Origin of the sequence: Sphingobium sp. B7D2B (assembly GCF_025961895.1) — a bacterium.
Lineage (GTDB): Bacteria > Pseudomonadota > Alphaproteobacteria > Sphingomonadales > Sphingomonadaceae > Sphingobium.
This window is the reverse complement of the sequence record NZ_JAOQOM010000001.1, coordinates 519,316-536,194: the sequence shown is the minus strand read 5'-3', so window position 1 is coordinate 536,194 and position 16,879 is coordinate 519,316. Positions and strand designations below refer to the sequence as shown.

Annotated in this window: 13 protein-coding genes; 8 read left to right on the top strand and 5 right to left on the bottom strand. The window is 66.9% G+C overall.

Annotated features, from left to right (window positions below; genetic code table 11):
* Positions 1 to 9: 9 nt before the first annotated feature.
* Both M2341_RS02470 and M2341_RS02465 read left to right on the top strand, forming a co-directional pair.
* Entirely contained in the window at positions 10 to 273 is a 264-nt protein-coding gene (locus M2341_RS02470; protein ID WP_181560700.1) for a DksA/TraR family C4-type zinc finger protein, read from the top strand.
* Positions 274 to 283: 10 nt separating this feature from the next.
* Complete coding sequence (locus M2341_RS02465; RefSeq protein WP_413715180.1) at positions 284 to 859, top strand: alpha-ketoglutarate-dependent dioxygenase AlkB; 576 nt, start codon at positions 284 to 286, stop codon at positions 857 to 859.
* A gap of 25 nt (positions 860 to 884) precedes the next feature.
* On the opposite strand, the gene M2341_RS02460 is transcribed toward M2341_RS02465, so the two are convergent.
* The 3 genes from M2341_RS02460 to M2341_RS02450 are packed head-to-tail and all read right to left on the bottom strand — an operon-like array spanning position 885 to position 5,088.
* Complete coding sequence (locus M2341_RS02460; RefSeq protein WP_264584085.1) at positions 885 to 2,258, bottom strand: efflux transporter outer membrane subunit; 1,374 nt, start codon at positions 2,256 to 2,258, stop codon at positions 885 to 887.
* Positions 2,258 to 3,418, bottom strand: coding sequence for an HlyD family secretion protein (locus tag M2341_RS02455; protein WP_264584084.1), 1,161 nt, complete (start codon positions 3,416 to 3,418; stop codon positions 2,258 to 2,260). Before M2341_RS02455 ends, M2341_RS02460 begins: the two co-directional genes overlap by 1 nt.
* The gene (locus M2341_RS02450) at positions 3,415 to 5,088 is read right to left on the bottom strand and encodes an MFS transporter (protein ID WP_264584083.1); all 1,674 of its coding nucleotides are present in this window, start codon (positions 5,086 to 5,088) and stop codon (positions 3,415 to 3,417) included. The genes M2341_RS02455 and M2341_RS02450 overlap by 4 nt, the downstream gene beginning before the upstream one ends.
* 367 nt (positions 5,089 to 5,455) lie before the next feature.
* On the opposite strand from M2341_RS02450, the gene M2341_RS02445 reads away from it, so the two are divergent.
* From M2341_RS02445 to M2341_RS02420, 6 genes are read left to right on the top strand one after another with little or no spacing between them, the layout of a single operon-like run.
* A complete protein-coding gene (locus M2341_RS02445) occupies positions 5,456 to 5,545 on the top strand; it encodes a potassium-transporting ATPase subunit F (RefSeq protein ID WP_264584082.1) in 90 nt (29 codons plus the stop codon).
* Between the two features lie 15 nt (positions 5,546 to 5,560).
* Positions 5,561 to 7,264: a potassium-transporting ATPase subunit KdpA gene (kdpA, locus tag M2341_RS02440; RefSeq protein WP_264584081.1), complete on the top strand. Its 1,704-nt coding sequence runs from the start codon at positions 5,561 to 5,563 to the stop codon at positions 7,262 to 7,264.
* Between the two features lie 13 nt (positions 7,265 to 7,277).
* Positions 7,278 to 9,311: a potassium-transporting ATPase subunit KdpB gene (kdpB, locus tag M2341_RS02435; protein WP_264584080.1), complete on the top strand. Its 2,034-nt coding sequence runs from the start codon at positions 7,278 to 7,280 to the stop codon at positions 9,309 to 9,311.
* Positions 9,312 to 9,322: 11 nt separating this feature from the next.
* Entirely contained in the window at positions 9,323 to 9,913 is a 591-nt protein-coding gene (gene kdpC, locus M2341_RS02430) for a potassium-transporting ATPase subunit KdpC (protein WP_264584079.1), read from the top strand.
* Positions 9,910 to 12,579, top strand: coding sequence for a sensor histidine kinase (locus M2341_RS02425; protein ID WP_264584078.1), 2,670 nt, complete (start codon positions 9,910 to 9,912; stop codon positions 12,577 to 12,579). Before kdpC ends, M2341_RS02425 begins: the two co-directional genes overlap by 4 nt.
* Complete coding sequence (locus M2341_RS02420; RefSeq protein WP_264584077.1) at positions 12,576 to 13,322, top strand: response regulator; 747 nt, start codon at positions 12,576 to 12,578, stop codon at positions 13,320 to 13,322. The genes M2341_RS02425 and M2341_RS02420 overlap by 4 nt, the downstream gene beginning before the upstream one ends.
* A 262-nt stretch (positions 13,323 to 13,584) precedes the next feature.
* Here M2341_RS02420 and M2341_RS02415 read toward each other — a convergent pair whose 3' ends face one another.
* Both M2341_RS02415 and M2341_RS02410 read right to left on the bottom strand, forming a co-directional pair.
* Positions 13,585 to 15,279 carry a tannase/feruloyl esterase family alpha/beta hydrolase gene (locus tag M2341_RS02415; protein ID WP_264585971.1) on the bottom strand — a complete coding sequence of 565 codons (1,695 nt, stop codon included), beginning with the start codon at positions 15,277 to 15,279 and terminating at the stop codon, positions 13,585 to 13,587.
* Positions 15,272 to 16,873, bottom strand: coding sequence for a carboxylesterase/lipase family protein (locus tag M2341_RS02410; RefSeq protein ID WP_264584076.1), 1,602 nt, complete (start codon positions 16,871 to 16,873; stop codon positions 15,272 to 15,274). The genes M2341_RS02415 and M2341_RS02410 overlap by 8 nt, the downstream gene beginning before the upstream one ends.
* Positions 16,874 to 16,879: the final 6 nt, after the last annotated feature.

The window sequence follows — 16,879 nt, the reverse complement described above, 5'->3', positions numbered from 1 at the left end:
CAGGCGAGCATGGCCAATGGCTGGGCGCCCGACGGCGCCGTTCAGGATCAGATTGACGACAGCGTGAAAGACGCTCTAGCAACCGCCCGGGCCCGGATGCCATCGGGCCCCGGTACCCTGGCGTGCGAGGAATGCGGCGAGGAAATCCCCGAGGCGCGCAGAAAGGCGCTGCCCGGCGCGCGGACCTGCGTCGCCTGCCAGTCGGCACGCGACAAGCGCCCGTCGTTTTCCGCCATCAACCGGCGCGGCAGCAAGGACAGCCAGTTGCGGTGAGGCCGCCTGCATGACGATGCTCGACCTGTTCGATACGCCCCTTGTGCCCGGCCTCAACGCACACGCCGACATCATCGATGGCCGGGAGGAAGCCGCGCTGATCGAGCGGATCGACGCACTGGGCCTGGCGCCTTTCCGGTTCCAGCAGTGGACCGGCAAGCGCCTCACCCACTCCTTTGGATGGCGCTACGATTTCGAGACCGGCAGCTTCGGGACGACCGACCCCATACCCGACTGGCTGCTCCCGCTCAGAGCCCGCGCCGCCCGCTTCGCGGGGCTCGCTGCTGACGATCTCGTCCAGTCGCTGCTGACCCGTTATGACGCGGGGGCCGGCATCGGCTGGCACAGGGATCGGCCGGTGTTCGAGCATGTCGTGGGCATCTCGCTCGGCAGCGATGCGGTGCTGCGGCTGCGCCGGCGCCATTCGGGCGGCTTCGAACGCGCGAAGCTCGAACTGGCCCCGCGGTCGGTCTACCATCTGTCCGGCGAGGTCCGCCACGACTGGGAACACAGCATCGCGCCGATGACCCAGCCGCGCTGGTCGGTCACCTTCCGCAGCCTATCCGACAAAGGGCGTAGGGGCTGAGCCGGCCTCCCAAAGCTAATGCAGGTCAACGCGCGTCGCTCTCCCAGCCGCCGCCCAGCACCTGATACAGAGTGACCAGGGCGTTGAGCTGATCGGAGCGCAGTTGAACCAGCGCGAGGTCGGCGGAGAGCAGGGCGCGCTGTGCATCGAGTTCTTCCAGATAACTGCTGTAGCCGGCGCGATAGCGGTTGGTGGCGTGGCGCAACGCGTCGGCAATGGCTGCCCTTTGCGCCTCGGCGCTCGCGCGCTGCTGGCGGAGGCTGGCGACATTGCCCAGCGCATTCTCCACCTCGCCGAACGCCGTCAGGGCCGTCTTGCGATAGGCAAAGGCGGCCTGATCGCGGCGGGCGGCGGCCGTTTCCACGCCGGCGCGCAAGCGCCCGCCCTCGAACAAGGGCGCCAGCACGCTGCCGCCGACGGACCAGATCGTCACCGGGCGCGCCAACGCGCTGCTGAAGATCGCGCCCGCCGCAGCAGACAGGCGAAGGCTCGGCAAGAACTGCTTGCGCGCGGCTGACAGGGTGGAATCCGATGCGGCCAGAGCGAACTCTGCCTGCGCGATGTCGGGCCGGCGGCGCAGCAGCTCGGACGGCAGCCCCTGATCGGGCACGGGCGGCGCGACGAGGGCGTCGAGCGATCCGCCGCGCTGGATCACGCCCGGCCCATCCCCGGTCAACAAGCGCAGGGCATTCTCCTGCCGCAGGATCGCCAGATCGACCTGCGGGAGGATGATGGCTGCGGCCTGATATTCCGCCTCGGCCTGGCGCAGCTCCAGCTGGGAGGTGTAGCCGGCCTCGGCGCGGGAGCGGGCAATGCGAAGGCTTTCGGCCCGCGCCGTGATCGTCCGGCGAACCACGTCGCGACGCGCATCGAGGGCCAGCAGCGTGATGTAGCCCGATGCCGTGGCCGCGCTGACCGAAAGCGCCGTCGCGTCGCGCGCCGCCTGACTGGCCAGCCAGGCCGATCTCGCCGCCGATGTCTGATCGTCGATCCTGCCGAACAGATCGAGTTCATAAGCCACCTGCAGCGCAGGCTGGGCGCTGGTGCCCTCTGTCGCCTGGCCGAACGGGTTGAGCGATCGGCCGTGGGAGCCGGCGGCGGTCGCATCCAGCGTGGGGAAAAGCTGGGCGCGCGCCAGCCGCTCCTGCGCCCGCGCTTCGCGGACCCGCGCGGTGGCGATAGCAATGTCGACATTGTTGGCGATCGCGGTCTCAACCAGCTGCGTCAGCGCGGGATCATTGAATGCCCGCCACCAGCCGGCATTGACCGCTCCCTCCCCCGCCACGGCGTTTTGCCAGCCGGCAGGCGGCGCCACGGTGGCCGAGGAGGGCAGCGGCGTCGGGGGCGCCATGCAGCCGGACAGGCACGCGACGCCCAGCAAGGCGATGGCCGGCCGCATCACCTGTGCCCTGCCGTATCGACCCTGGCCTGGACGGACATGCCCGGCCTCAGCCGCGCATAGAGGGGGTCCTTGGCATCCGGCGCGATCCGCACCGTGATCCGTTGCGGCACCTTCACAAAATTGCCGGTGGCATTGTCGGATCGGATGACCTGAAACTCATTGCCGGCCGCGGGGGCCAGCCGCTCGACCCTGCCGTGGATCACCGCGCCATCGAGCGCATCGACCCGCAGCTGCACGCTTTGGCCCGGCGCCATATGCGCCGTCTGCGCTTCCTTGAAGTTCGCAGCCACCCAGACGAAGGGCGGCACGAGGAATGTCAGCTGCGAGCCGGCCGTGACATATTGCCCCAGCCGCACGCCGACCTCACCCAGCCGCCCATCCTGCGGGGCGCGAATGATCGTGTTGGCGAGATCGATCTCCGCGAGGCGCAGCGCCGCTTGCGCCGCATCGACATTGGCGCGCAGGCCACCGCGCCCGACCGTCACCGTGCGGACCTGCTCGCTCGCCACCTGCTGCTGCGCCTGCGCCTGCAGCACGGCCGCTTCCGCCTGCCGCAACGCCGCCAGAGTCTGGTCCCGCTCGCGCAGGGAGACCGATCCCTGGCTGACGAGATCGTTCACCCGGCGCATGTCGGCCTGCGCGCGGGCCAGTTGCGCCTTGGCGTTCGCCACGCTGGCGGCTTGTCCAGCAAGCTGGGCCTGGCTCGACGCTTCGCTCTGGCTGCTGTTGGCGAGGTTGGCGCTCTGCGTGGCGAGTTGGGCCTGCGCCTGCGCCACTCTCTGGCGATAGACCCGGTCGTCGATCCGCGCGAGGACCTGCCCCTTGCGGACCTGCTCATAATCCTGAACCTGCACCTCCACTACATAGCCGTTCACCTGTGGCGCGATGACCGTGGTCTGGCCGCGCACATAGGCATTGTCCGTCGTCTGAACATCCGAGGAAAAAGGCGGCAGGCCCCAGGCGTAAAGCACGATGAGAATGCCGACGACGATGAACAGGACGGCCAGCAGCGTCACCCTTCGGCCGGCTTGCGGGGGCGCCCAGCCGCGTTTCGGCGCGCTGGCCACGGGGGTGGTGTCATTGGGCACTTCCACCGGATCTTCCAGACGGTCGGTCCGGTTCGATGGGCGCGGATGTTCGGCGGATGTGTCACTCATGATTGGGCCCTGGTCCTCATTGCCGCCAAGGCCGCAAGCTCTTCGGCCAGGGGGGTAATGCCTTTGCGGCGATAATAGATCCACCGCGCGCCAAGGTACACAAAGGCGAGCGTGGCCAGCGCACCGACCAGCATGAACACATCGTTGAACGCCAGGATATTGGCTTCCCGCGCGACCTGCTGGGAGAGGAGGATGCTGCCCTCCGCCTGACGCAGGGCCGGATCGCCCAGCGTCCGTGCATAGGCGCCGCCGAGCTGCTGGATGCGCTGCGCCACCTGCGGATCGGTGGCGACGAGCGACTGGACGAGCATTTCGGAATGGAAGCGCTCGCGAATGATCTGGAAGCTGCCCAGCAGGGCCGCCCCGCCGATGCCGCCCAATTGCTGCGAAATACCGAACACGGCCGAAAAGCTGACGATATGGCTCGGCCCCTTGGCCAGTGCCTGCAGGATGCCGGCCATGAGCGTCGGCCCCATGAAGTAGATCGCGGCGAAGGAAATCATCGCCTGGGTCACATAAAGCTGCGCCGGGCGCGTGAGGTTGCTGGACTGGGTGTCGAAGAACGCGGCGATGGCGATGAGCGCGCAGGAGATGATCACGGGTTTAAGCAGGTCCGTCGGCCTGAGCGTTTTCAGGCTCACGGCCAGCCCGAATATGGTCGCCAGCGTGACCACCGTGTAGAAACCGATCAGCTGGTCCTGCCCCATGCCGAGCACGGTCAGCAGGCCGCTGGCGCCGACATTCTGCTCGCCGAGCAACACGCGCATGCTGGCGGCGATGACGGCGAACCGGATAATCGCCGCACTGCCCATCCAGCGGGTGTTGAGCAGCGGATTGGCGCGGTTGTGCTCTACGATCACCGCCGCGCCGATCAGCAGGATCGCGCCAGCCAGCGCAAAGCCCAGCCACTGGGTCGACCACCAGACGATGCGGCCCTGCACGAGCACGGCGGAGAGCAGGGCTATGCCGGGGGCGAACAAAGCGAAGGTCAGGAAATCCAGCGGCTCGAAGGCGTCGATGCGCTCGCTGGGCGGCAGGCGCAGCAGCCACACCCCGGCGAGGCAGAGCAATGTGAGGCCGAACTCGAACAGATACAGGTTCTGCACATCGCCATGGATGAGCAATGCCGGGGAGATCACCCGAGCGAGCGGGGTCGCGATCTGCGAGACACCCACGCCCAGCACCAGCCCGCCCAGCCGCGCCTCCGCCTTCATCGACTGCATGATGTAGAACAGCGCCATCGTGGACAGGCCGCTTGCGACGATGCCGCTGCCCGCGCGCACGAAGAGTTCCAGACCATAGCTGTGCACGAAGAGTTGCAGCGTGTTGAGGACGAGAAAGCCGATCAGCACGATCCGCACAAAGCGCTGGATGCCGAATTGCTGGCGGAACTTGATGAGCAGCAGGCTCATGCAGACATTGGTCATCGTATAGGCGGCGGTCAGCCAGCCGGCCTCCACACTGGTCAGCCCGAGCGCCCCCTGGATCTGGGGCAGGTTCGCCACCAGCAGGCCGTTGATGAAGCCGCCCGTGAGGCCGAGCAGCACGCCGATCAGCAAATATCCCAGACGGCGCCGGCCTGGGTGGTAGGGCGTCGCCGGAGACCCCGGCATCATCGGCCGCTCGTGCGGCTCGAACTGATATTCCGACTCTTCAGACCGTCTGCTCAACCACGGGCCTTTCCATGCCAGCCTCTATCCTCGGACGGATATCTGAAGACTGCAATGCAAAGTGTTCAGCGCGCGGATCGTTCCAGGGATGGGCGGTCCGTCGTCCAGTCCAGCGCGCTGCGGCCCCCAGACCTGCGCGATTCATATGCAAATACTATGCGGATCGCCTTTCCTGTCTCTCGAATTCAAATGCGGCTCTGCCTTATTTGACCTGCGGCACATGATTCGGCGCCGCATCTCCTGCGGTCTCCGACGTCGTGCAGGAGAACGATCATGCAGGACATGCTCTGGTTGGGGCTCACCCTCGGCTTGCTGGCCACAACGCTCGGTTACGCGGCGCTGTGCGACAAGGCGTAGGGAGGCGGCCATGACCATCGACCATTGGCTGGCCGCTGCGACCGCGATCGGCCTGCTCTTCTATCTGGTGGCCGTGCTCGCACGCCCCGAACGCTTCTGATCGGGGAGCGACATCATGACAGTTCAGGGATGGATCTTGATCCTCGCCTTTGTCGGCATATTGCTGGCACTGGCCAAGCCCGTCGGCCTGTGGCTCTTCGCGCTCTATGAAGGGCGGCGGACGCCGCTCCATGGCCTGCTCGGACCACTGGAGCGCGGCTTCTACCGGCTGGCGGGCATTGACCCGCAGGAGGAACAAAGCTGGCGCCGCTATGCCGTGCACATGCTCCTGTTCAACACGGCGCTACTGGTCTTCACTTATGCGATCCTGCGCTTGCAGGGCCTGCTGCCCCTCAACCCGCTGGGCCATCCGGGGGTGAGCCAGCCGCTCGCCTTCAATACGGCGATCAGCTTTGCGACCAACACCAACTGGCAAAATTATGGCGGTGAGTCGACCATGTCGGCCCTCAGCCAGATGCTGGGCCTGACGATCCACAATTTCCTGTCGGCAGCGACCGGGATCGCGCTGGCCTTTGCGCTGTTCCGCGGGTTCGCGCGGCGGGAAGCCAAGGGCATCGGCAATTTCTGGGCCGATGTGACGCGGGTGACGCTCTATCTGCTGCTGCCGCTCTGCTGCGTCATCGCGCTCTTCTATATCGCGAGCGGCGTGCCGCAAACGCTGGCGGGGTCGGTCGATGTAACGACGCTGGAAGGTGCGAGGCAGACGCTCGCGCTGGGGCCGGTCGCCTCGCAGGAGGCGATCAAGATGCTCGGCACCAATGGCGGCGGCTTCTTCAACACCAACTCCGCGCATCCGTTCGAGAACCCGACGGCGCTCGTCAACTTCGTCCAGATGCTCTCGATCTTCGTGATCGGGGTGGGCCTCACCTATACCTTCGGCAAGGCTGTCGGGAACAGTCGCCAGGGCTGGGCGATCCTTGCTGCCATGATGCTGCTCTTCCTGGCCGGGACCATGATCACCTACTGGCAGGAGGCTGCGGGCAACCCCATCCTGCACAGCCTCGGCATCGCCGGCGGCAATATGGAGGGCAAGGAAGTCCGCTTCGGCATCGCCGCCTCCGCGCTCTTTTCCGTCGTCACCACTGCGGCCTCCTGCGGCGCGGTCAATGCGATGCATGACAGCTTCACCGCCCTTGGTGGCCTGATCCCGCTCTTCAACATGCAATTGGGTGAGGTCGTCGTCGGTGGCGTCGGCGCCGGCATCTACGGCTTCCTGCTGTTCGCGATCCTCGCGGTGTTCGTCGCAGGCCTGATGGTCGGGCGAACCCCGGAATATGTCGGCAAGAAGATCGAGACCCGCGAGGTCAAGCTCGCCGTCCTCGCCATCGCCGTACTGCCGCTTATGATCCTGGGTTTCACGGCCATCGCTTCGGTCACCGCGGCCGGGCTGGCCGGCCCGCTCAACAAGGGACCGCACGGCTTTTCCGAGATTCTCTACGCCTTCACCAGCGCGGTCGCGAACAATGGATCGGCCTTTGCCGGCCTCTCGGCCAACACGCCTTTCTACAGTGGCATGCTGGGCGTCGCCATCTGGGTCGGCCGCTTCTTCGTCATCGTGCCCATGCTGGCGATTGCCGGCGGGCTAGCGGCGAAGACCTACACGCCGGAGACGGCGGGCAGCTTTCCGACCACCGGGCCGCTTTGGACCGGCCTGCTGGTGGGAATCGTGCTGATCGTCGGCGGCCTCACCTTCTTGCCCAGCCTCGCCCTTGGTCCCATCGCCGATCATCTTGCGATGATCCGCGGCCAGCTTTTCTGATCGGAGCCTCTCCATGGCACGCCAATCGTCCCCATCGCTCTTCACGGCCGATCTGATCGTCCCGGCGATCACAGACTCGGTCCGCAAACTGAACCCGCGCCAGCTGATCCGTAATCCGGTGATGTTCACGACCGCGGTCGTAGCAGTGCTCCTGACGGCGCTGCTCGTCGTCGGTCAGGATGGCCTTGCCGCCAGCTTCAAGCTCCAGCTCGTCATCTGGCTGTGGCTGACCGTCATGTTCGGCACCTTTGCCGAAGCGCTGGCCGAAGGGCGCGGCAAGGCGCAGGCGGCATCCCTGCGCGCGACCAAGGCGGACCTCACCGCCCGCCGCCTGGAGAACGGTCAGGAGCCCAAGACCGTGCCCGCCAGCGCGCTGCGGGTCGGCGACATCGTGCTGGTCGGGACCGGCGATCTCATCCCATCGGATGGCGAGGTCGTCGCGGGCGTCGCCTCGGTCAACGAGGCCGCGATCACCGGCGAGTCCGCGCCGGTGATCCGCGAGGCGGGCGGAGACCGGTCGGCGGTGACGGCGGGCACGCGCGTCATCTCGGACGAAATCCAGGTGCGCGTCACCGTCAATCCCGGCCAGGGATTTCTCGATCGCATGATCGCGCTGGTGGAAGGCGCCGAACGGCAGAAGACGCCCAACGAAATCGCGCTGACGCTGCTGCTGGTTGGCCTCACCATCATCTTCCTGATCGCGGTCGGCACCATTCCCGGTTTCGCCAGCTATGCCGGCGGCGCCATTCCGGTGTCGATCCTCGCGTCCCTTCTCATCACGCTCATTCCGACGACCATCGCCGCTTTGCTCTCGGCCATCGGCATCGCCGGCATGGACCGCCTCGTTCGCTTCAATGTGCTGGCCAAGTCCGGCCGGGCTGTTGAGGCGGCCGGCGATATCGACGTGTTGCTGCTCGACAAGACCGGCACGATCACCGTCGGCGACCGGCAGGCGACGTCATTCCGGCCGGTCGGCGGGGCGACGCCGGCCCAGTTGGCACAAGCCGCCCTGCTGGCCAGTCTGGCCGATGAGACGCCGGAAGGCCGCTCGATCGTGGCGCTTGCGCGCGAGAATTTCGGTCAGGCAGCCCAAGCCCTGCCGGCCGATGCACAGGTGATCCCCTTCACCGCGCAAACCCGGATTTCCGGCGTGGTCACGGGCGGCACCACGGTCATCAAGGGCGCTGTCGATGCGGTCCTGAATGCCATGGCAGGCCCGGACAAAAGCCCCGCGGCGGCGGAACTGCGGCGCATCACCGACGAGATTGCCCGCGCCGGCGGCACGCCGCTGGCGGTCGCCAAGGATGGCCAGCTTCTGGGGGCGATCTTCCTCAAGGATGTCGTCAAGGCGGGCATCCGCGAGCGTTTCGGCGAACTGCGCAATATGGGCATCCGCACGGTGATGATTACCGGCGATAATCCGCTGACCGCCGCGTCGATCGCCGCCGAGGCTGGTGTCGACGATTTCCTGGCTCAGGCGACACCGGAGGACAAGCTGGCGCTGATCCGCAAGGAGCAGCAAGGCGGCCGCCTCGTCGCCATGTGTGGAGACGGCACCAACGATGCGCCCGCGTTGGCGCAGGCCGATGTCGGCGTCGCCATGAACACCGGCACGCAGGCTGCGCGCGAGGCGGGGAACATGGTCGATCTCGACAGCGACCCCACCAAGCTGATCGAGATCGTCGGCCTCGGCAAGCAGCTGCTGATGACCCGGGGTGCGCTCACCACCTTCTCCGTCGCCAATGATGTCGCCAAATATTTCGCGATCATCCCGGCCATGTTCGTGGTGCTTTATCCCGGCCTTGGCGTGCTCAACGTCATGGGTCTCGCGACGCCGCAGAGCGCCATCCTGTCCGCGATCATCTTCAACGCGCTGATCATCCCGCTGCTGGTGCCCCTCGCGCTCAAGGGCGTGACCTACAAGCCGATCGGCGCCGGTCCGCTGCTGGCGCGCAATCTCGCCATCTACGGCTTGGGCGGCCTGATCGCGCCCTTCGCCGGCATCAAGCTCATCGACCTGGCCGTCAACGGCCTTGGCCTCGCCTGAGGAACAGACGCATGAACAAGGACATTCTCACCGCGCTCAGACCGGCTTTGGTCATGACAGCGCTCTTCGCCCTCCTGCTGGGGCTCGCCTATCCGCTTGCCCTCACCGGCATCGGCCAGCTGATCTTTCCATCACAGGCCAATGGCAGCCTGATCGAACATTATGGCAAGCCGGTCGGCTCGCGCCTGATCGGGCAGGCGTTCACGGCGGATCGCTATTTCCATCCCCGCCCCTCGGCGGCGGGCGACGGCTATGATGGCATGGCATCCTCCGGCTCGAACCTCGGCCCGACCAGCCGCGCGCTCATCGACCGTGTGCAGGCGGACATAGCCACGCTGGAACGGACCAATCCCGGCAAGCGGGTGCCGGCCGATCTGGTCACGGCATCCGGCTCAGGCCTCGATCCGCACATCACCCCGCAGGCGGCCTACTATCAGGTGGACCGGATTGCCCGTGCGCGCGGCTGGGACGCAGCCAGGGTCCGGTCCCTTGTCGACCAGAGCATCGAACAACCGCTGCTCGGTGTTCTGGGTGAGCCGCGCGTCAATGTGCTGGAAATCAATCGACGTCTGGACGGAATCGGCGCTACCACGCCGTCATGAGCCATCCAGACCGCCGCGATCCGGAAGCCTTTCTGCGTCAGGCGACGCAGGAAGGTCGCGGCCGTCTCAAGATCTTCCTCGGGGCTGCTCCGGGCGTCGGCAAAACCTACGAGATGCTGACCGACGGCATGCAGCGGCTCAGGGCCGGGATCGACGTCGTGGTCGGCATCGTCGAGACCCATGGCCGCAAGGAGACCGAGGCGCTGCTGATCGGGCATGAGGTCATCTCCCGCCGCGCCGTCGAGCATAAGGGGCACCGGCTCGGCGAGATGGACATCGACGCCATCCTCGCGCGCCGCCCCCAGCTCGTGCTGGTGGATGAGCTGGCGCACAGCAATGCGCCGGGCAGCAGGCATCCCAAACGCTATCAGGATGTCGAGGAACTGCTGGACGCGGGCATCGACGTCTATTCCACGGTCAATATCCAACATGTCGAGAGCCTCAACGACGTCGTCGCCTCCTTCACCCGCGTCCATGTGCGCGAGACCGTGCCCGATTCCATCCTCGAAATGGCCGAGATCGAGGTGGTCGATATTCCGCCGGACGAACTGATCGAGCGCCTGAAAGAGGGCAAGGTCTACATTCCGCAGGAAGCGAGCCGCGCGCTCAACCATTTCTTCTCGAAGTCCAACCTCGCCGCCCTGCGCGAGATGGCACTGCGCCGCGCCGCACAGGCCGTCGATGCCCAGATGCTCGATTATGTGCGCGCCCATGCCCTGGCCGGCAGCTTCGCGGCGGGCGAACGCGTCCTGGTCGCGATCAGTGAAGTCACCAGCGCGCAGGGGCTCGTCCGCGCGGCCAAGCGGCTCGCCGATGCGCTCAAGGCGCCCTGGTCCGCCGTCCATATTGAGACGCAGCGCAGCCTCTCCTTTACGCCCAAAGAGCGGGAGCAGCTGGCCGATACCATGGCGCTCGCATCCCGCCTCGGCGCCACGACTGCGACGATCCCTGCGACGTCCGTCGTCGAGGGGCTGAAAGATTATGTGGCCGACGCCCGCGCGACCCAGATCGTGATCGGCAAATCGGCGCGACCCTGGTGGTTCGAGCTGCGCCATGGCTCCGTGGTCGACAAGCTGGTGCGCGAGATCGGGGATGTCGCCGTGCATGTCCTGCCCGGCGACGCCGCCACGCCCGGCCCGCAGGCGGTGCGCCAGCGTTTTCGCCAGGGATGGGGAAAGCCGTCCCACTATCTCTGGTCGGCGGTGATGATCGCCGCGATGACGGCGCTCGGCAGGCTGCTCATCGAGGCGATCGACCTGAGCAATATCGCGCTCATGTACCTCGTGCCCGTCATGTTCGCCGCCGCCAGCTATGGCCTGCGGGCGGGGCTGGTCTCGGGCCTGCTTTCGAGCCTCGCCTATAACTTCTTCTTCCTGCCGCCGACCGGCACGCTGACGGTCAATAATCCCGAGAATGTTGTCAGCATCCTTGTGCTGCTGGGTGTGGCCATCGTGACCAGCCAGTTCGCCGCGCGCGTCCGCGCCCAGGCCGACCTTGCTCAGTCCAGCGCGCGCCAGAACGCGGCTCTTGCAGGGTTTTCGCGCCAGCTCACCGCCTCGGCGAGCCAGGAAGAGCTGATGCACGCCATCTGCGCGGAAGTCGGCCGTCTGCTCCAGCTGCGGACCGTTCTGCTGCTGCCATCGCCGAACGGGCCGCAATTGCGCGCGGCGGTGCCGCCGGAGGATCGGCTCGAACAGATCGAGAAGGCGGCCGCGCAATGGGCGATGGACAATGAGCAGCCGGCCGGGCGCGGATCGTCCACGCTCACCGCGTCGGACTGGCTGTTCCATCCGCTGCGGACCCAGCGGGGGGTGCTCGGCGTGCTGGGTCTGGCGCGGGAGGATGCCGGGCCGCCGCTGCGCTCCGATCAGGTTCCGCTTCTGATGAGCCTGCTCGATCAGGCCTCCATCGCCTTCGATCGCATGGCGCTGGAGCAGGAGATGCTGGATGCGCGGCAGATCAAGGAGCGCGACCGGCTGCGCGCGGCGCTGCTCTCTTCGGTCAGCCACGATTTGCGGACGCCGCTGACGACCATCCTCTCCGCCGTCCACGAGCTGAAACGCCAGCATCCCTCCGATCTGCTCGATACCGTCGATGCCGAGGCGCAAAGGCTCAACCGCTTCGTCGCCAACCTGCTGGACATGGCGCGGGTGGAAGCCGGCGCCTTGCCGCTCAAGGTCGAGCCGACCGACCTCTTTGATGCTGTCGCGGGCGCCGTGCATGATACGCGCCAGTCCTTGCAGGGCCACGCGGTCGAGGTGGAGATCGCGCCCGACATTCCGCTGGTCCGTGTCGACCCGACGCTGCTGCATCACTGCCTCATCAACCTGCTGGATAATGCCGGCCGCTACGCTCATCCCGGAACGCCCGTGATCGTGCGCAGCCAGCGCCTGCCTGATGCGATCGCCCTGTCGGTGGTCGATGAAGGGCCGGGCATTCCGGCGGGTGCAGAAGCGCGGGTGTTCGACACCTTTACTCGGCTGGAAGGCTCCGACCGGGCGAAGCATGGCACCGGCCTTGGCCTCGCCATCGTGAAAGGCTTTGCCGAAGCCATGGGCCTGACGGTGTCCGCCGCCAACAATGTCGAGCCGCGCGGCGCCGCCTTCACGATCATGATCCCGCAGGCGCTGATCATCTCCGACGTCCCCCATGAGGATCTGCTATGAACTTCCGCCACAAGGTGCTGATCGTCGATGACGAGCCGCATATCCGCAAGCTGATCCACACCGCGCTGGCCCGGGCCGATTACGCCATCGTCGAAGCGGAGAATGCGCGCGAAGCGATGGAGCGGCTGAAGGCGGAGCAACCGGATATCAGCCTCCTCGATCTGGGACTGCCCGACCGCGACGGCCTCGAACTGGTGCCGCTGTTCAAGCAGCAGTCGGACACGACGCTGATTATCGTGTCAGCCCGCGACGCGACGGACCAGAAGGTCGCCGCGCTCGATCTGGGTGCCGACGATTATCTGACCAAGCCGTTCGATACCGACGAATTGCTGGCGCGCGTGCGCGTGGCGCTGCGCAATCGCATGGCCAAGGAGGGCGGCGTCTCCATGGTGCGGGCGGGCGACGTGGAAATCGACCTTCTCAACAGGGTCGTGCTGAAGGCGGGGAAAGAAGTGCACCTGACGCCCAAGGAATATACCGTGCTCGCCCAGCTCGCCAAATTCCCCGGCCGCGTGATCACGCATCAGCAGATCATGGCCCATGCCTGGCCGCACGAAAAGGCGCATCATGTGGAGTATCTGCGCGTGCTCGTCCGCACGCTGCGCCAGAAGCTGGAAGCCGATCCCCAGCGTCCCCGGATCATCGGCAACGAGCTTGGCATCGGCTATCGCCTGCGCTTCAATGTCGAAGGCGAGACGGAAGAGTTCGCCGCAGGAGACACAGCGGCGACGTCCGGCGGATAAGGAGCGGGCGAACCGCCGTCGGATCAATCCTCGCGGCAGCCTTCCCGATCTGCGCCAGAGCTGCGGCTCGCTTGCGCTCACTCCAAGGGCACAGCAGCGCATCGCCGATCAGGAGCAGGCGTTCGTCGGGGCGGGTGACGCTCATGGCGACCGCGACCAGCGTCTGCTCGCGCAGGCCGGCAGCTTACGAGATCGCGGCGGTATCACGCGTTGTGATACCATCCACCCTTGGCCCGCCCCGCGCCGGTCAGGAGAGAGCGGATCAACGCCCCGTCAGCGGGCGCGCCCTGGCGTGGGAGCCGGGCCAGTCGAAGCCGTCTTGCGGCTCCGTCTTGGGCGTGACGGGCTCGAAGGAGGTCGCGGCATTCACGTCGCCGCCCCGGTAGTGGGTGAGCATGGGATAGGCATAAAGCGGCCGATGGCGCACCACGCCCGTGTCGAGGCGGGCGCTGGCCACCACGGCATCCGGCGCCTTGCCTTCTTCCACCCAGAGCACCACTGCGCCCAGGAAATCCTGATCATAGGGGATATAGCCGCCCGCGCAGTGATAACCGCCCGGCACGAGGAACATGCGGGCAAAGGCGCGGGCCGCGTCCAGCCCGCCGGCATGGTCGCGCACGGCCTGATAATAGTCCAGCATGCCAAAAGCGCCGGCGGCATTGTCCGCCACGCCCTGCCACATCAGCAGCTTGCCGCCGGCGTCGCGGAAGGCTGAGAGGTCCGGGTTGCCGGCATCGTAGAGTTCGCCCCCCTTGAGCAGCCGCTGCAGGCTTTCACGCGAGAAGGTCCAGTCGCGCCAGGTGAAGTCGGCCGGGAGTTCGCCTTGCAGCAGCAGATATTGTAGGAAGGATTGTGCCGCGAACTTGCCCGTCTGCGTCGGCGCGCCGCGGCCAACCCAGCCCAGTTCGGCGCCATAAGGCGCGCCACCGGGGAAGAGGGACTGCCCATCGGCATCGGTCGGGCCGCGATAATAAGCGCGGGCCGCCACGACCTGATCGGCATTGAGGCAGTTGGCCTGCCCCGCCGCGCCCGGACGGCAGGCGAGCTTTGCCGGATTATATCGGCAACGGCGCGGATCGTCGATCTGGCCGTCGGTGATGCCATCCAGCCCGTCGCAGGCCTTAATGACGGCAGCATGCAGCAGTTCGACGGCCTGCGGCGTGAAAATCTCGCGCCCATCGGGATAGAGCCCCTGCTGCGCTTCCCACAGGAAGAGCTGCATCGCCGCCGGCATGGCGACCGACGAGCCGGCCACAACGCCATCGAAGTCATCCGGATAACGCTGGACCTCCATCAAGGCTTCCCGCCCGCCGCCCGAGCAGCCGACGAAATAGCTGTAAGCCGGGGGCGCGCCGTAAAATTGCGCGACGATCGCCTTGGAGGCAACGGCGACGGCGTGAGCGGCCTTGTGCGCGAAGTGCTCCCGCAATTCCGGCGCGCCGACCGCCCATGTGCCATCGCCGATGCCGGCACTGTGATGGCCGCCATTGTTGAAGGCGACGGCAAAGCTGCCATCGGCGATATGGGCGTTGCTGCAGAGCGGCGTCACCTCGCGGCCGATGACTCCGCACATGCCCCCGCAGCCCCCTTGCAGGAACCGCCCCGCATAGCCGGCCATCGGCAGTCGGAGCTCAAACTCGGTCTGCGGCGCCGTATAGGCCTTGACGAGGCAGACGCCCGGTGTCGCCGCGCTGGCCCCTTCTACCGTGGCCGAGCGCACGCGATAGACAATGTCCTCCGCTTGCTGGGAGACCGGCTTGACGAGGTCGCCGCAGGGCATTTGCGGCGCGCTGGCCGGGCGAGCCGGGAGCGTGAACGGCGTGGCCTCGCTCTTCGGCGCGGCCATAGCGTGCGGCGCGGCGACAAGGGCCACCAGCATGAGCAGGAGGACAGCAAGCACGGCCCGCGTGGCAGACCGAGCGGACGTTACAGCCCGGATGGGGAAGGCCTCAGGCATAGCGGGCAATCAGCCACTGCTCGGCACCGAGCGGATCGGCGCTGGCGGCATACTCAGTGTCGAACACCATCGTCATCCGCTGGTCCTGTCCATAAGCCGGCCAGAGCGGCAGGCAATCGCCATTCGGATCGCCGGTCCGCGCGAAATTGGCCCAATAGCGGCTCATGCCGTCGGCCAGATGCTGGGCATTGGCCATGCGCTCACCGACGCTGCCATAGCTTTCCGTTACCATATCGAACACCATCGGCACCTCGATGCCGTGCGGGCTGCGCATCCGCCCGCCCTGCGCCGGGGACTGCCAGTTGACGAGATAGGCATAGGCCGGCTTCGTCGCGCCCGCCGCGCGGGTTTCCGCGACGATGCGGGCATTGCGGCCCATGCCGGCCTCGGTCGTGATGGCGAAGAAGATGTCGCTCGCCGTGGCCTTGGGGTGCAGCTTGCGGAACCCTTCGATCAGCGGCGCAGGCGATGCCACGCGGCCTTCCAGCGCCGCCGGCAGACTTGTCCAGTCGAGATCGAAGGCGCCGGGCGGCGGAAACAGCACGGTCGTCTCCGCACTGGTATGGCCGACCATCACCGGAATGTCGGGCGAGACCGCCGGAAGATCGGGCGCAAACGGTGTCCGCGCCACGACGGTGCCATCAGCGACCAGCCCCGGCCCGCGCACGGGATTGCCGCCGGTGATCTCCTGCAGGCCGGCAAGCAGGCGCTCGATGGGGATGGCGCGCAGCGCGTCGACGTCCCCTGCCCGCACGCCCACGGCCTTGCACAGAGAGGCAGTGATGCGCTCCGCCTCGTCGCGCGCGACAGTGGTAGTGCCAAAGCCGCTCTGCAGGATCGCGCGATGGAACAGCCCCTTGGCCGCCGGCATCGCCATCAGCCCCGCAACCTTCAGGCCGCCGCCGGAGTGGCCGAAAATCGTCACATTCTGCGGATCGCCACCGAACGCGGCGATATTGTCGCGCACCCACTGCAGGGCGGCGACCATATCGAGCTGCCCCGGATTGGCGGCGACGCTGCGACCGCGGGTGAGATCGCCGAAATAGAGATAGCCGAACAGGTTGAGCCGGTGATTGACGGCCACGACGACGACATCCTGCCGCGCCGCCAGATTACGCCCGTCGGTAACCGGCGTCGCCCCGGAGCCGACCGCCAGACCGCCACCATGCAGCCATACCATCACCGGGCGCTTCTTCCCGTCCGCAAGGCCGGGAGTCCAGACATTGAGCGCGAGGCAATCCTCGCCCGAGGCCTTCGGTTCGCGCCAGGAGGAGAAGCCCGGCCCGTCCGGCCCATCGGGCAATTGCGGGCTGCGCAGGCCATAGTCGAGCGCATCGCGCACGCCGCTCCACGGCGCCGGCGGCTGCGGGGCGGCAAATCGGTTCCGGCCCGCCGTCGAGGCGCCATAGGGAATGCCGCGGAATACATTGACGCCATATTCGCACCGCCCGCGGACCTGCCCGTGCGTGGTCGTTGCGATCGGTGCCGCTGCGGCCAGCGCGGGACGGGCAAGCAGTCCGCCCAGCCCCGCCGCACAGCTTATCGAAAAAGCCCGGCGGCTGATGCCTTTGGCCGGAAAAGCATCCTCGCGCATTGCGCC

Bases quoted from the DNA above. Each gene is read 5' to 3' on its own strand.
- M2341_RS02470 (WP_181560700.1), top strand. From the start codon at position 10: ATGGCCAATGGCTGGGCGCCCGACGGCGCCGTTCAGGATCAGATTGAC.
- M2341_RS02445 (WP_264584082.1), top strand. From the start codon at position 5,456: ATGACCATCGACCATTGGCTGGCCGCTGCGACCGCGATCGGCCTGCTC.
- M2341_RS02465 (WP_413715180.1), top strand. From the start codon at position 284: ATGACGATGCTCGACCTGTTCGATACGCCCCTTGTGCCCGGCCTCAAC.
- M2341_RS02420 (WP_264584077.1), top strand. From the start codon at position 12,576: ATGAACTTCCGCCACAAGGTGCTGATCGTCGATGACGAGCCGCATATC.
- M2341_RS02455 (WP_264584084.1), bottom strand. From the start codon at position 3,418: ATGAGTGACACATCCGCCGAACATCCGCGCCCATCGAACCGGACCGAC.
- M2341_RS02425 (WP_264584078.1), top strand. From the start codon at position 9,910: ATGAGCCATCCAGACCGCCGCGATCCGGAAGCCTTTCTGCGTCAGGCG.
- M2341_RS02415 (WP_264585971.1), bottom strand. From the start codon at position 15,279: ATGCCTGAGGCCTTCCCCATCCGGGCTGTAACGTCCGCTCGGTCTGCC.
- M2341_RS02460 (WP_264584085.1), bottom strand. From the start codon at position 2,258: ATGCGGCCGGCCATCGCCTTGCTGGGCGTCGCGTGCCTGTCCGGCTGC.
- kdpC (WP_264584079.1), top strand. From the start codon at position 9,323: ATGAACAAGGACATTCTCACCGCGCTCAGACCGGCTTTGGTCATGACA.
- M2341_RS02410 (WP_264584076.1), bottom strand. From the start codon at position 16,873: ATGCGCGAGGATGCTTTTCCGGCCAAAGGCATCAGCCGCCGGGCTTTT.
- kdpB (WP_264584080.1), top strand. From the start codon at position 7,278: ATGGCACGCCAATCGTCCCCATCGCTCTTCACGGCCGATCTGATCGTC.
- kdpA (WP_264584081.1), top strand. From the start codon at position 5,561: ATGACAGTTCAGGGATGGATCTTGATCCTCGCCTTTGTCGGCATATTG.